Genomic DNA, 14,137 nt, shown 5'->3' with positions numbered 1-14,137 from the left:
ATGATATCTGAGTGTCACTCAAAAAACTATTGACGCCAAACCGGACGACGCGCGAAACTGTGCGAAATATACGCTGCATTGGCTTAATGAATCGACGCATTGATCCGATTTGAGCGAAACTCAGAAATCGGCGCATGCGCAACTTTCTGGAGACGGAGGAGACATGATCAACCTGCCTGGCGTGCAATTCATGCTCGGTGAAGACATCGAGATGCTGCGCGACGCCGTCGCGACGTTCGCGGCGAAGGAAATCACGCCGCGCGCGGCGGAGGTCGACCGCACCGACCAGTTTCCGATGGATCTGTGGAAGAAGTTCGGCGATCTCGGCGTGCTCGGCATGACCGTCTCCGAGGAATACGGCGGCGCGAACATGGGCTACACGGCGCACATGGTCGCGATGGAGGAGATCTCGCGCGCCTCGGCGTCGATCGGCCTGTCGTACGGCGCGCACTCGAACCTGTGCGTGAACCAGATCCACCGCAACGGCAGCGACGCGCAAAAGCGCAAGTACCTGCCGAAGCTCGTGTCGGGCGAACACATCGGCGCGCTCGCGATGAGCGAGCCGAACGCCGGCTCCGACGTCGTCAGCATGAAGCTGCGCGCGGACAAGCACGGCGACCGCTACGTGCTCAACGGCACGAAGATGTGGATCACCAACGGCCCCGACTGCGACACGCTGGTGGTCTACGCGAAGACGGACGTCGACGCCGGCTCGCGCGGCATCACCGCGTTCATCGTCGAGAAGGGGATGAAGGGCTTCTCGGTCGCGCAGAAGCTCGACAAGCTCGGCATGCGCGGCTCGCACACGGGCGAGCTGGTGTTCCAGGATGTCGAGGTGCCGGAGGAGAACATCCTCGGCCAGCTCAACGGTGGCGTGAAGGTGCTGATGAGCGGCCTCGACTACGAGCGCGCGGTGCTGTCGGGCGGCCCGACGGGCATCATGGCCGCGTGTCTCGACGCGGTGGTCCCGTATATCCACGACCGCAAGCAGTTCGGCCAGTCGATCGGCGAATTCCAGCTGATCCAGGGCAAGGTCGCCGACATGTACACGACGTTCCAGGCGTGCCGCGCGTATCTGTACGCGGTCGGCCGCCATCTCGACTCGGCCGGCAGCGACCACCTGCGCCAGGTGCGCAAGGACTGTGCGGGCGTGATCCTGTACACGGCCGAGAAGGCCACCTGGATGGCCGGCGAGGCGATCCAGATCCTCGGCGGCAACGGCTACATCAACGAATATCCGGTCGGCCGGCTGTGGCGCGATGCGAAGCTGTACGAGATCGGCGCCGGCACCAGCGAGATCCGCCGGATGCTGATCGGCCGCGAGCTGTTCGCGGAAACGATGTAACGCCCCACGTCACGCGAACGGAGCCTCGCCGATGCCGATCATCGAATCGAAACTGAACCCGCGCTCGGAAGACTTCCGCGCGAACGCCGCGGCGCTGGAGGCCGTCGTCGCCGATCTGCGCGCGAAGATCGAACAGCTCGCGCAAGGCGGCGGCCAGGCCGCGCGCGACAAGCACCTCGCGCGCGGCAAACTGCTGCCGCGCGACCGGATCGCCCAGCTGCTCGACCCCGGTGCGCCGTTCCTCGAGCTGTCGCAGCTCGCCGCGAACGGGATGTACAACGACGACGCGCCGGGCGCGGGCCTGATCACCGGGATCGGCCGCATCGCCGGCCGCGAATGCGTGATCGTGTGCAACGACGCGACGGTCAAGGGCGGCACCTACTACCCGATGACCGTCAAGAAGCATCTGCGCGCGCAGGAAATCGCCGCGGAAAACCGCCTGCCGTGTGTGTACCTCGTCGATTCGGGCGGCGCGAACCTGCCGAATCAGGACGACGTGTTTCCCGATCGCGACCACTTCGGCCGGATCTTCTACAACCAGGCGACGATGTCGGCCGCGGGCATCGCGCAGATCGCGGTCGTGATGGGCTCGTGCACGGCCGGCGGCGCGTACGTGCCGGCGATGAGCGACGAGTCGATCATCGTGAAGAACCAGGGGACGATTTTCCTCGGCGGACCGCCGCTCGTGAAGGCCGCGACCGGCGAGGAAGTGAGCGCCGAGGATCTCGGCGGCGGCGACGTGCACACGCGGCTGTCGGGCGTGGTCGACCACCTCGCGCAGAACGACGCGCACGCGCTGTCGATCGCCCGCAACATCGTCAGCCATCTCGCGCCGAAGATCGCCGCGCCGGTCGCGCTGCGCGAGCCGAAGCCGCCGCGCTACGACGCGCGCAGCCTGTACGGCGCGATTCCGGTCGATACGCGCAAGCCGTTCGACGTGCGCGAGGTGATCGCGCGGATCGTCGACGATTCGGAATTCGATGAATTCAAGGCGCGCTTCGGCACGACGCTCGTCACGGGCTTCGCGCACATCTGGGGCCATCCGGTCGGGATCGTCGCGAACAACGGCATCCTGTTCTCCGAATCGGCCGTGAAGGGCGCGCATTTCATCGAGCTGTGCTGCCAGCGCAAGATCCCGCTCGTGTTCCTGCAGAACATCACCGGCTTCATGGTCGGCCGCAAGTACGAGAACGAAGGCATCGCGCGCCACGGCGCGAAGATGGTGACGGCCGTGTCGAACGCGAAGGTGCCGAAGTTCACGGTGATCATCGGCGGCTCGTTCGGCGCGGGCAACTACGGAATGTGCGGCCGCGCGTTCGGCGCGCGCTTCCTGTGGATGTGGCCGAACGCGCGTATCTCGGTGATGGGCGGCGAGCAGGCGGCCTCGGTGCTCGCCACCGTGCGTCGCGACGGGATCGAGGCGAAGGGCGGCACGTGGTCGGCCGACGAAGAGGAAGCGTTCAAGCAGCCGATCCGCGATCAATACGAGCGCCAGGGCCATCCGTACTACGCGAGCGCGCGGCTGTGGGACGACGGCGTGATCGATCCGGCGCAGACGCGCGACGTGCTCGGGCTCGGCCTCGCCGCGTCGATGAATGCGCCGATCGACGAGACGCGCTTCGGCGTGTTCCGCATGTGACGGCGCGGAGGACTCACCGATGCGATACGAAACGATCAAGGTAACCGAGGCCGGCCGCGTGGCGACCGTCACGCTCGCGCGGCCGGACGTGCGCAACGCGTTCAACGAGACGACGATCGCCGAGCTGACCACCGCGTTCGAATGGCTCGACGCGCATGCGGGCGTGCGGGCGGTCGTGCTCGCCGCCGAAGGCGCGGCGTTCTGCGCGGGCGCGGACCTGAACTGGATGAAGAAGATGGCCGGTTACTCGGATGCCGAGAACCGCGCCGACGCGCGCAAGCTCGCGCGCATGCTCGAGGCGATCCACGGCTGCAGCAAGCCGGTGATCGCGCGCGTGCACGGCGACGCGTATGCGGGCGGCGTGGGCCTCGTCGCGGCGGCCGACATCGCGATCGCGGCCGACGGCGTGAAGTTCTGCCTGTCGGAAGCGCGGCTCGGGCTGATCCCCGCGACGATCGCGCCGTACGTGGTGCGCGCGATGGGCGAGCGGGCGGCGCGCCGCTACTTCACGACGGCCGAAGTGTTCGACAGCGCGCGCGCCGCGTCGCTCGGCTTCGTTCACGACACGGTGCCGGCCGCGGCGCTCGACGACACGGTCGCGAAGCTGGCCGCGACGCTCGTCGCGAACGGCCCCGACGCGGTGCGGGCCTGCAAGCGGCTCGTCGCAGACGTGGCCGGCCGGCCGCTCGACGCGACGCTCATCGAGCAGACCGCCGACTGGATCGCGCGCACCCGCGCCGGCGCGGAAGCGCGCGAAGGGATCGCGTCCTTCCTCGAAAAACGCACGCCTTCGTGGCGTGACTGACGGCGTGCCCATCACTTTCCGGACGACATCGAAGCCATGTTCGACAAGATTCTGATCGCCAATCGCGGCGAAATCGCCTGCCGCGTCGCCGCGACGTGCAAACGTCTCGGGATTGCGAGCGTCGCCGTCTATTCCGACGCGGACGCGAACGCGAAGCACGTCGCCGCCTGCGACGAAGCCGTGCACATCGGCGGCTCGGCGGCCGCGGACAGCTACCTGCGCATCGAGCGCATCATCGACGCCGCGCGCGCCACCGGCGCGCAGGCCATCCACCCCGGCTACGGCTTCCTGTCCGAGAACGAGGATTTCGCGCAGGCGTGTCACGCGGCCGGCATCGCGTTCATCGGGCCGCCGGTCGACGCGATCGCGGCGATGGGCTCGAAGGCGGCCGCGAAGGCGCTGATGCACGCGGCGGCGGTGCCGCTCGTGCCCGGCTATCACGGCGACGACCAGACGCCGGCCCATCTGCATCGCGAAGCCGACCGGATCGGCTACCCGGTGCTGCTGAAGGCGAGCGCGGGCGGCGGCGGCAAGGGGATGCGCGTGGTCGAGCGCTCGGAGGACTTTCCGGCGGCGCTCGCGTCGTGCCAGCGCGAGGCCGCGAGCAGCTTCGGCAACGATCGCGTGCTGATCGAGAAGTACCTGACGCGGCCACGTCACGTCGAAGTGCAGGTGTTCGGCGACACGCACGGCAACACCGTGTACCTGTTCGATCGCGACTGCTCGGTGCAGCGTCGTCACCAGAAGGTGCTCGAGGAAGCGCCGGCGCCCGGCCTGCACGACGACGTGCGGCAGGCGATGGGCGAAGCGGCGGTCGCGGCGGCGCGCGCGGTCGGCTACGTCGGCGCGGGCACCGTCGAATTCATCATGACGGGCGACGCGTTCTATTTCATGGAAATGAACACGCGGCTGCAGGTCGAGCATCCGGTGACCGAGATGGTCACGGGGCTCGATCTCGTCGAATGGCAGCTGCGCGTCGCCGCGGGCGAGCCGCTGCCGTTGCAGCAGCACGAGCTGCGCGTGCAGGGCCATGCGATCGAGGCGCGCCTCTATGCGGAGAATCCGGCGCGCGGCTTCCTGCCGTCCACCGGCACGCTCAGGCATTTGCGGCTGCCGGACGGCGTCGAGTTCGCGATCGGCGCGCCGGTGCGCGTCGACAGCGGCGTGCGTGAAGGCGATGCGATCACGCCGTTCTACGATCCGATGATCGCGAAGCTGATCGTGCACGGCGCGGATCGCGCGGAAGCGCTCGGCCGGATGTTGCGCGCGCTGCGCGCGTGCGAAGTGGTCGGGCTGCACACCAACGCGGCGTTTCTGCAGCGGATCGTCGCGTGCGAGCCGTTCACGATGCCCGATCTCGACACGGGCCTGATCGAGCGCAATCACGACGCGCTGTTCGCGCCGCGCAAGCCGCCGCGCGCGGCGCTCGCGCTGGCGTGCGCGGCGCTGTTCGCGCGCGAGCGCGACGCGGCCGCGCATGCGAGCCGCTCGCCGTGGTGCGCGCTGCCGGATTGGCGGCTGAACGCCGGCTATCGCCGCACGCTCGAATGGCATGAGCCGGAGCGCGAAGTGGACCTGACGGTCGTGTACGACGACGACGGCGGCCGTGCGCGCCTCGCGATCGGCGACGCCGCCGCGCAGCCGTTCGAGTGGACGCGCGGCGCGACGCCGCTCGACTTCGACGTGACGCTCGGCGGCGTGCGCAGCAGCGGGCGCGTCTATGCCGACGGCGATACGTTCCACGTGTTCACGCAGGGCGCGGCCGAGACGTTCGAATGGCGCAACCTGCTCGCGCATGCGGGCGATGCCGAGCACGGCGGCGGCCGCCTGACCGCGCCGATGCCCGGCAAGGTGATCGCGGTGCTGGTCGAGCCGGGCCAGAAGGTCGAGGCTGGCACGCCACTGATCGTGATGGAAGCGATGAAGATGGAGCACACGATCGGCGCGCCGGGGCCGGGCGTCGTCGCCGAAGTGCTGTACGGCGTCGGCGATCAGGTCGCCGATGGCGCGCAACTGCTGATGATGGCGGAAGGCTGACGCAGGCAGCGGCCGAGCGTCGGCCGGCGCGGCCGGGCGAGACGCCGGCTGCCGTCGCAGCGGCAGCGGCAGCGGCAAGCAGCAGGTTGATCGGCGTTGGAAACGCGTGAAAAGCCCGCGCTCGGGCGCACGTTCGAGTGGCCGGGCGCCCGCGCGGCGCATGACGATCCATGACAGTCGGGCGGCGCACGCTACGTTAAACTGGCGGATGGTTCGCGCGGCTGCCGGCCGCGCTACACTGCGTCCAGTCCATCTCTCCTCCCGCCCACGATGAAGTCTCCTGTCCTGAACGGCCTGCGTATCGGTATCACGATCGGCCTGCGCACCGCCGACGAAAGCATGTGGATCAACGGCATCAAGCAGAACGCACTGTTTCTCGCGAAGCTGCTGATGGCGTCGCCGCACGGCTACCGCGTGACGCTGGTCAACACGACCGACGTGCCGTTGACCGACGCGCTGCCGTGGGATCGCACCGTGTACGACACGCGCGCGTTCGCCGACATGAAGGATGCGCTCGACGTGGTGATCGAACTGGGCGGCCAGATCGACGGCGCGCAGACGGCCTACCTGAAGGCGCGCGGCGCGAAGCTCGTCAGCTACTGCTGCGGCGTCGAGTACATCAACGCGATGGAGTCGATGCTGTTCGGCCGCCGGATGTGGGATTCGCTGTTCATCAACCGCGGCTACGACGAGGTGTGGGCGATTCCGCAGATCGCGCCGTCGTCGCTGCCGTTCCTGCAGTCGCTGCGCCGCTGTCCGGGGCGCGTGGTGCCGTTCGTGTGGGACCCGATGTTCGTCACCGAGCGTGCGGCCGTGCTGCCCGGGCACGGCGAATACCGGCCGCGCACCGAGCCCGGCAAGCGGCTCACGGTGATGGAGCCGAACCACGACGTCGTGAAGTTCTGCGTGTATCCGATGCTGATCATCGACGAAGCGTATCGGCGCGACCCCGACGCGATCTGCTTCACGCACGTGACGAACGCCGACCGGCTTGCGCACGACAGCCCCGAGTTCGTGATGCTGATGAACTACCTGGACATCGTGCGCGCGGGCAAGGCGAGCTTCGTCGGGCGCTTCGAGACGCCGCTGTTCCTCGCCGACATGACCGACGTCGTCGTGTCGCATCAATGGTCGAACCCGCTCAACTACTTCTATTTCGACGTGTGCTGGCAGGGCTATCCGCTCGTGCACAACGCCAGCCTCGCGCCCGATCTCGGCTACTACTATCCGGACAACGACGTGCAGAAGGGCGCGGATGCGCTGCTGCACGCGCTGCATACGCACGACGACGACTGGGAAGGCTACACGCGGCGTCAGCGCGAGATCCTGCGCCGCTACACGTCGGCGAACCCGGCGCTGGTCGCCGAATACGACGCGCTGTTCGCGAATCTGATCGGCGCGACGCTCGCGTGACGGGCAACGCGATTCCCGGATTCAGGTCCGAGACAATCGCTGGCGACGCGATAAAAAAAGAAACCGTCGAAACGGGGAGATTCGACGGTTTGAAGGCACGAAAATCGACGGCTCCGAGGGGGAAGTCCGTCAGAAATAATTTTATAGGTTAACTGGTCTGAAAGATTGTTAAACATCTTTCGGCAGATAATCGTAAGATTATTTGAAGATCAATTGTCTATTTGATTTTTCAAAATTGCGCTTTGTGAGTTATCAATCTCGCTTGCGGCAGCGGCATTCGATCCGGCCGCGACCGGACACTTAATATTTGCTATTGATTGTTCTGCCGCGTGGCGCGACGGCGTTGCGTTTCGGCAGATTCGGCGGATTCGGCCGCCAATATCGAAAATACATAATCGTCACATCAAATTAATAACGTTCAGGCGTTTTCGAATAAATCGAACCATGCTGAGTGTCGGCGGATGAGAGGCGCTGGCGGCCGAACCCGATTGTTTCTGAATCGGCGGGTTATGTGACCTGCCGCACCGTCAATGAATCGGGTGCGTGGTGTATTAATGGTATTTGAATATCCTTGACAATGCCGTGTTTGACGGCGCGCCGGCATGAAACGTACGCTGTCGGAAAAGATGAAAACCTGAGGATGGGCCGGGTAAGCGGTGGCACGTGTCGTGGTCGGCATCTGCCATATGTTTCGTGAGCGCGGGCCGTCCATCGGCGGCTCGCCATTTGCCGGAGCGCCGGATGAATGCGGTCGAACCTCGCCTGGAGGCTAACAGGGAACGGAATCGGGACGATATCGAGTGCGTGTTCGGCGCGTCGGACGATCACCCGGATTCCGCGTCGGTACGCAGTTTCGTCGAAAGCCGGCTCGGGTTCGCGCGCGAGCCCGTATGCCGGGCCGATCTGTCCGGCGGCGTTCTGTATCACGAATGCCTCGCGCGGTTGCGCTGGGGCGCGGGCGAGAGTTTGGCGCCAGGCGCATTTCTGCCGCGCCTCGAGGCGCTCGGCCTGATGCGCTGGTTCGACCGGCTCGTGGTCGGCCGGACGATCGATGCGCTGCGTGCCGATCCGAATGCCGTATACGGCTGCAACATCGCGGCGGCGAGTGCGGTGCTCGACAGCGCGTGGCTAGCGATCTTCCGGCGCCTCGAACGTGAGCCGTCGGTTGCAGCGCGGCTGGTCGTCGAGATCACGGAGACGGAGCCGCTGAACCCCGTTGCCGGGCGCGCGTTCGTGCATCGGTTCCGCCAGGCCGGCTGCCGCGTCGCGATCGACGATTTCGGCGTCGGCTACAGTGCGCTGAACAATCTGGTGGTCGGCAATCCGGACATCGTGAAGCTCGACCGGTCGGTGCTATCGCTGATCAAGCGCAATGCGATCGGGCGCTACCAGTTTCGCCGGCTCATTGCGTTCGCGCACGAGAATGCGCGACACGTCGTCGTCGAAGGCGTCGAGAACGAACTCGACCGGGAGATTCTGGTGGATTCCGGCGTCGCGTGGGCGCAGGGCATCCGCTTCTCGTGGCGGTCGCCGGCCGCCGCGTGACAGCGTGGCAGCACGCGTCGGTACGGTATCGGACAATGGCGGATCGCAAAGGAGCGAGAGCATGGCGGTGACGAAGCTGAAGACCGGACACGGGGTGCACGAGCGGCGCGATGGCGCAGGCGCGCTGGTCGCGCTCGCCGAGCTGGCCGACATGCTGCGGGAGTTCAATGCCGAAGCCCGCGAGGCAGCCGATGCGGCCGTCGACATCGCCCCGTTTCTCGAAGGCCTGAAAGCCGTCGAACGGCATATTCGCGCGCTGAAGCCGCTCGATGCCGACGGCCGCGAGTGCGCGGCGCGGCATTATTTTGCCGGCGTGTTCGCCGGCGCCTGCGGCGACGATTCGGTGATCGCGCGCGGTGTGTCGGGCAGCCTCGCGCAGCAGGCGCGCGGCTTCAGCGGGATGGCGGCGCGCTGTTTCGCGCGCGTGGCGCGCATCGGGCAACGGCATGGCCGCGTATTCGCCACGTGGCGCGCACAGCGCGAGCCGGCCTAGCGGCCGATCGCGGGTGTCGGCCGCTTGTCGTCGGCCGCTTCGTCAGTCACTTCCGGAACTCTCCAAGCACGTACGTGAGCGCGCGATCGATCGCGTCATCCCATCGGCCGGGATGGGCGGCGCGCGCTATCCGGACACTGCGGTACAGCGCCGTCTGCGAACCGGTTTCCCAGCGCGCATCGGCCTTCGGGCTCAGCAGCAGAACTGCCGGCACGCCCAACGCGCCGGCCAGATGGATATGCGCGGTGCAGGTCGTGACGACCGCGTCCATCGCGAGCATCAGCGCGGCCAGGTCGCTGAAATCCTCGATCGCATGATGCGCGAAGGTGATCGGCAGATCCGTCTGCTCGGACTGCGCGGACATTTCGCGGTTCATGCAGTACGCCGCGTGTCCGTGCAGGCGTGCGAGCGGCGCCAGATCGCGCACGCTGGCCGCTCGCAGAAAGCGTGCGTCGCTCTCTTCGCGACCGCGCCAGTTCAGCCCGATGCGGCGCGTGCCGGGCGCGCTGCCGTCGTGCGCGATGCGCTCGCGCCACGCGGCCGCGCGCTCCGGCGGGCATGACAGATAGGCAGTCGGTGCGTGCTCCGGCGCCGGCGCAAAGCCGAAGATTGCGGCCAGCACGAGGAACGAGCACCAGTAATCGTGTGCAAGTTCCGACGCGTCGATCCACGGGCCCTGCGCGGCGACGAATTCGATCTGCGGGAACGTGTGGCGCATCAGCGTGGCCAGCGCGGCCGGGACGATGACCGTCACCGCCGCGCAGCCGAGCGCGTCGAGCGCATGCAGGTAGCGCGCGTATTGAAGCTGATCGCCAATGCCGCCGTAGCTGACCACGAGCAGCCGCTTGCCGTGCAGCGGCTGGCCGTCATAGAGCCGCTCGATCGGCAACCCGAACTGCGCGGCGCTCAGCACTTTCTCGCTGACGATGGTCGCGCGTGCCGCTTCGTCGCGCCGGCCGGCGCGCAGCAGCAGCGCCGAGCGTGCCAGCTCGACGCGGCCGCGCAGCGGGTCGGGCAGTACGGCCCGGTCGCCGAAGCGTTCGAGCGCCGCGAGGCCGGCGTCGGGCACGCCGGCGAAGCCGTAGCACGACGCGAGCTGGAACGCGATCGCATCGTCGTCGAGGCCGCGGCCGCGCGCGCGTAGCCAGCGGTCGATCGCGTGCCCCCATTCGCAGCGCGCCTCGTGCTCGAGCGCGCGGTTCCAGTTCGTTTCGGGCGCGTCGGCGTCCGCTATCGCAGCGGCGGCAGCGCCGCGTTGCGCAGCCGGCGCGGTGACGAGCGGCTCGCCCGAGATGAACAACCGCTGCCGGTCCCAGCGCGCATTCGGCACGCACAGCATGTTGAGCCCGTCGATCTGGAAGAACGTGTAGTCGAGCCCGGCGAACGTGTCGGCGATCGCCTCCATGCCGACCTTCCAGTACTCGATCCAGCACCACGGCAGATGCGTTTCGATCAGCTGCCGCGCGCCGCGCAGCGCGTCGATCTCCATCCCTTCGATGTCGAGCTTCAGAAAATCGAGCCGCGGCAGGCCGAGCGAATCGAGTCTGACGATCGGCGTCGGCGTGCCGCCCGCCGCGTGTTCGCCGACGAGCGAGACCTGGCCGAAGTCGCTCGCGCGTCCGTAGTCGACGTCCGGCACCTTCATCGTGCCGTTGCTGCTGCCGAGCCCCATGTTGAGCAGATGGAGGTTGTCGAGCTCATTGAGCGCGATGGTGCCGCCCAGCGCATGATAGAGCGTGCGCTGCGGCTCGAAGGCGTACACCTGGCCGCCGCGCTCGCGCAGCCGGTGCGCAATCGGCACGCACACCAGCCCGGCGTTCGCGCCGCCGTCCACCGCGATCGCGCCGTCGGGCAGTTGGTCGATCACGTGCATGATCGTGTCGAGCTCGCGCTGGATATGCGGGCGGCCGGTCTTGATCAGCGCGTCGGCCTGCAGGTCGCAGTGCCGATTGATCAGGAACGGGCCGTGGATCGATTCGATCACGACGAAATTGCGGATGGTCTGATTCATCGGCGCGCGGATGGATGGGATGTGGGGAAGGCCGTCAGCCCGGCGTACGGCCGCCGAACAGGCGCTGGATCTGCTCCGAATACGTACGCACGTTGTGCTCGGCGAGCGTATCGACCTGTTGCAGGCAGCGGCGTGCCGCCGCCGCGTAGTCGTCGAGCCGCGCGTCGTGCGTCTGCGCGGCGGTTGCGATCGCTTGCGCGGCGTCGAAGATTTCGAAGTCCGGATAGTAATAGCCGACGTCGCGCAGGAACGCCGAGTTGTGCACGAGCGGGTAGTTGCCGTACAGCGCGTCGTACAGCAGGTAGTTCAGGCCGTTTTCCCAGTGGTGCGACACGACGATGTCGGTATGATGCGCGGCCCACGCGACGAACGGCGCGCGCACGTCCGCCGTCGCCTTGCCGTCGCGCACCATCTCGAGCCCGAGCGCGAGGTGCTTGAAGGCGACGTTTTCCTTCTTGTCGAACGTGTTGGTCATGTACACGTGTTCGATCAGGTCGGGATGCTCGACGTAGCACGCGTTCGCGGCGAGCATCGGCACGATCGAGCTTTTCACGACGTTCAGGTTCGGCTCGAAGAACGCGATGCGCTTGGCCGGCCCGTGATTGCGATAACCAAACCGCGCCTTGAGCTCGGGGTCGGCGTCGAGGCTGCGTTCGATGAAGTACGGCGACCAGATGTGCGGCAGCTCGATCACCGGCGCACGATAGACCGCGCGGAAATATGCCGCGCACGTATGCATGTGCTGCGGATTGGTCCAGATCTCGTCGAACTGCACGCGGTTCGGGTTCGGCCGCCAGTCGTTCTTGCCGAAGTTGATCGTCTCGACCGCGATCACGTAGTCGTTGCCGAAGCGGTACGACACGCACTTGCCGCCGCGTCGGCGCACGGCGTCCGTGTGCGACGAGTCGATGAACGCGTTCATCTCGATCAGCAGGTCGGTGTCGTGGACGATCGCCGACAGCGGCCGCAGTGCGTCGCCGAACGCGTCCATCATCAGCGCCGGCGGATAGTCGGTGATGCCGTCGTCGTGCGCGAGCCACACGTTGCCGATCAGCGGCGAGCGTTTCAGCAGCATGTAGAGGAACACGCAATGCTGGTTCGCGCCGTTGTACCAGATCGACTGCGCGGAGTCGCGCTGCACGTTCATCGTAATCGCGACATTGATCTTCATCGCTGGCTCCGGGCGCGCGGCTTAGGGCGCGTAGTTTTGCGATTGACGCGGCACGTAGCCGGTCAGATGCCAGAGGCCGTCGTCCTCGAGGCGGAAGCTGAGCTTTTCGTACACGGTCGTGCCGGTGGTGAGCGTCGTTGCATAGTCGACGTTCGCGTACAGCCCGTCCGGCGTCGTGCCCGCGTTCGTATAGCGGATCCGCGTGATCTGCGCCCAGCCGCGATGACGCACCGTGCCGACCGACTGGCGCGCGCGCTGCATGTCGGCCGCGAACTGGTCCTGCTTGATGCGCGCCTTCACGAACGCGGCCGAATCGGCCCATACCGCGCCGTACTGGCCCACGTCGAGCTGCTTGAAGACGGTGTCGGCGTCGCGCAGCAGCGCGTCCGCCGATTCGCCGCCGGCCTGCGCGTGCGCGCCGATCGCGAGGGACGCGGCGGCGCAGCCGATCAGCCATTTCGCGCGGGAGAGGGACGGGTGTGCGTTCATGTCGGAGTCCGGAAAGGGCGGCGCGTCATGCGTCGCGATAGAGCGCCGCGATCGCGTCCGAATAGGCGGCGACGTTCTCGGGGTTGTAGATGCTGACCGAGTCGAGCACGTGCTTCGATTGCTCGCGGTAGGCGTCGAGGTTCGCGTCGTGTTGCGCGAACGCCTGCAGCAGCGCCCGGCCGCCGGCCTGACAGTCGAAGTCCGGATAGAAATACCCGGCCTTGCCGAGGAACGGCGAGTTGTGGATCAGCGGATAGTCGCCGTACAGCAGTTCGTAATAGAGGTAGTTCTGCGCGTTTTCCCACGTGTGCGACACGACCGCGTCGCCGTAGGCGGCCATGAACTCGTAGACCGCATAGCGGCTTTCGAACGTCGTGATGCCGTGGTTCACGATGTCGAGGCTCTTCGCGAAGTGGACGAAGGTTGGATGCTCTTTCAGGTGCAGCGTGTTGCACACGCGCACGAATTCGAGGAAATCCGGCTTCGCGCGATAGGCCTCCTCGGCCACCAGCATCGGAATGATGCTCGTCTTCACCATGCAGATGTTCGGCTCGAACATCGTCACGCGCCAGCGCGGCTTGCCCGGCCGATAGCCGTACGACAAGCCGGCGCCGAGCGTCGCGCGCGCCTTGTCGAACAGCATCGGATGCCAGATGTGCGGGACGATCGTCACCGGTGCGCGCAGGCCCGTCTGGTAGTAGTGCAGGCACGAGCGCTCGAATTCCGGAATCGTCCACACCGCGTCGTACGGCGCGCCCGAGAACAGGAAGCCCGACGGCTTGTCGAACATCGCGCGCTCGATGTCGATCACGTAGTCGTTGCCGACCCGCATCGTGACGACCTTGCCGCCGCGCTCGTTGAAGGCGCGCAGGTAGTCCGCGCCGAACTGCGCGCTCATTTCGATCAGTACGTCGCAGCGCTCGAGCGCTTCGTCCATCGACAGCAGCGGCACGTCCCATTCGCCGAGCATCATCTGCGGATCGGCGACCTGTTCGCCGCCGTTCACCATCACGGCTTCGGCGACGAGCGGCGACTGGCGCAGCAGCAGGATCAGCAGCAGGCAGTTCTGGAAGATGCCGTTTTCCCACAGCGACTGGCCGGCGCCGCGTACGAACAGCGACACGCCGACGACGAGACGCTTGCCCTCGCCGGGCGCTTGACGGGCATTGGAGTCCGACATGCGTATGCT

The 14,137-nt window shown here is 66.9% G+C and carries 11 protein-coding genes; 7 read left to right on the top strand and 4 right to left on the bottom strand.

All coding sequences use genetic code 11. From position 1 onward, the window contains the following. Positions 1–163 precede the first annotated feature (163 nt). From MBR110_RS21915 to MBR110_RS21885, 7 genes are all read left to right on the top strand, one after another. The gene (locus tag MBR110_RS21915; protein WP_011880846.1) at positions 164–1,345 is read left to right on the top strand and encodes an isovaleryl-CoA dehydrogenase; all 1,182 of its coding nucleotides are present in this window, start codon (positions 164–166) and stop codon (positions 1,343–1,345) included. A gap of 31 nt (positions 1,346–1,376) precedes the next feature. Beyond that, positions 1,377–2,984, top strand: a complete 1,608-nt coding sequence (locus tag MBR110_RS21910; RefSeq protein WP_014724023.1) for a carboxyl transferase domain-containing protein — start codon at positions 1,377–1,379, stop codon at positions 2,982–2,984. Between the two features lie 19 nt (positions 2,985–3,003). Beyond that, positions 3,004–3,789, top strand: a complete 786-nt coding sequence (locus MBR110_RS21905) for an enoyl-CoA hydratase/isomerase family protein (RefSeq protein ID WP_181709333.1) — start codon at positions 3,004–3,006, stop codon at positions 3,787–3,789. A 36-nt stretch (positions 3,790–3,825) separates the two neighbouring features. Beyond that, positions 3,826–5,826 (top strand): acetyl/propionyl/methylcrotonyl-CoA carboxylase subunit alpha, encoded by a 2,001-nt coding sequence (locus MBR110_RS21900; protein WP_059889085.1) that lies wholly within the window; start codon positions 3,826–3,828, stop codon positions 5,824–5,826. Between the two features lie 270 nt (positions 5,827–6,096). Continuing rightward, positions 6,097–7,239 carry a DUF2827 domain-containing protein gene (locus MBR110_RS21895; protein ID WP_011880842.1) on the top strand — a complete coding sequence of 381 codons (1,143 nt, stop codon included), beginning with the start codon at positions 6,097–6,099 and terminating at the stop codon, positions 7,237–7,239. Between the two features lie 741 nt (positions 7,240–7,980). Further along, a complete protein-coding gene (locus MBR110_RS21890; RefSeq protein WP_011880841.1) occupies positions 7,981–8,784 on the top strand; it encodes an EAL domain-containing protein in 804 nt (267 codons plus the stop codon). A gap of 61 nt (positions 8,785–8,845) precedes the next feature. Continuing rightward, a complete protein-coding gene (locus MBR110_RS21885; protein ID WP_011880840.1) occupies positions 8,846–9,277 on the top strand; it encodes a hypothetical protein in 432 nt (143 codons plus the stop codon). 46 nt (positions 9,278–9,323) lie between these two features. Here MBR110_RS21885 and MBR110_RS21880 read toward each other — a convergent pair whose 3' ends face one another. The 4 genes from MBR110_RS21880 to MBR110_RS21865 are packed head-to-tail and all read right to left on the bottom strand — an operon-like array spanning position 9,324 to position 14,128. After that, positions 9,324–11,288 (bottom strand): FkbM family methyltransferase, encoded by a 1,965-nt coding sequence (locus tag MBR110_RS21880; RefSeq protein ID WP_059735957.1) that lies wholly within the window; start codon positions 11,286–11,288, stop codon positions 9,324–9,326. 34 nt (positions 11,289–11,322) lie between these two features. Next, positions 11,323–12,459 (bottom strand): DUF2827 family protein, encoded by a 1,137-nt coding sequence (locus MBR110_RS21875; protein ID WP_011880838.1) that lies wholly within the window; start codon positions 12,457–12,459, stop codon positions 11,323–11,325. A gap of 21 nt (positions 12,460–12,480) precedes the next feature. Then, on the bottom strand, positions 12,481–12,948 hold the full coding sequence (locus tag MBR110_RS21870; RefSeq protein ID WP_059462763.1) for a DUF4019 domain-containing protein: 468 nt from the start codon (positions 12,946–12,948) through the stop codon (positions 12,481–12,483). 25 nt (positions 12,949–12,973) lie between these two features. Continuing rightward, a complete protein-coding gene (locus MBR110_RS21865; protein ID WP_034195520.1) occupies positions 12,974–14,128 on the bottom strand; it encodes a DUF2827 domain-containing protein in 1,155 nt (384 codons plus the stop codon). Positions 14,129–14,137 lie beyond the last annotated feature (9 nt).

The organism is Burkholderia sp. MBR-1, from assembly GCF_013822785.1.
GTDB classification, from domain to species: domain Bacteria; phylum Pseudomonadota; class Gammaproteobacteria; order Burkholderiales; family Burkholderiaceae; genus Burkholderia; species Burkholderia vietnamiensis.
This window is presented reverse-complemented; position numbering and strand designations above follow the sequence as displayed.

What these genes read in the sequence shown, in the direction of transcription:
- MBR110_RS21900 (WP_059889085.1), top strand. Translation starts at nt 3,826, where the DNA reads ATGTTCGACAAGATTCTGATCGCCAATCGCGGCGAAATCGCCTGCCGC.
- MBR110_RS21880 (WP_059735957.1), bottom strand. Translation starts at nt 11,288, where the DNA reads ATGAATCAGACCATCCGCAATTTCGTCGTGATCGAATCGATCCACGGC.
- MBR110_RS21910 (WP_014724023.1), top strand. Translation starts at nt 1,377, where the DNA reads ATGCCGATCATCGAATCGAAACTGAACCCGCGCTCGGAAGACTTCCGC.
- MBR110_RS21885 (WP_011880840.1), top strand. Translation starts at nt 8,846, where the DNA reads ATGGCGGTGACGAAGCTGAAGACCGGACACGGGGTGCACGAGCGGCGC.
- MBR110_RS21915 (WP_011880846.1), top strand. Translation starts at nt 164, where the DNA reads ATGATCAACCTGCCTGGCGTGCAATTCATGCTCGGTGAAGACATCGAG.
- MBR110_RS21905 (WP_181709333.1), top strand. Translation starts at nt 3,004, where the DNA reads ATGCGATACGAAACGATCAAGGTAACCGAGGCCGGCCGCGTGGCGACC.
- MBR110_RS21865 (WP_034195520.1), bottom strand. Translation starts at nt 14,128, where the DNA reads ATGTCGGACTCCAATGCCCGTCAAGCGCCCGGCGAGGGCAAGCGTCTC.
- MBR110_RS21895 (WP_011880842.1), top strand. Translation starts at nt 6,097, where the DNA reads ATGAAGTCTCCTGTCCTGAACGGCCTGCGTATCGGTATCACGATCGGC.
- MBR110_RS21870 (WP_059462763.1), bottom strand. Translation starts at nt 12,948, where the DNA reads ATGAACGCACACCCGTCCCTCTCCCGCGCGAAATGGCTGATCGGCTGC.
- MBR110_RS21890 (WP_011880841.1), top strand. Translation starts at nt 7,981, where the DNA reads ATGAATGCGGTCGAACCTCGCCTGGAGGCTAACAGGGAACGGAATCGG.
- MBR110_RS21875 (WP_011880838.1), bottom strand. Translation starts at nt 12,459, where the DNA reads ATGAAGATCAATGTCGCGATTACGATGAACGTGCAGCGCGACTCCGCG.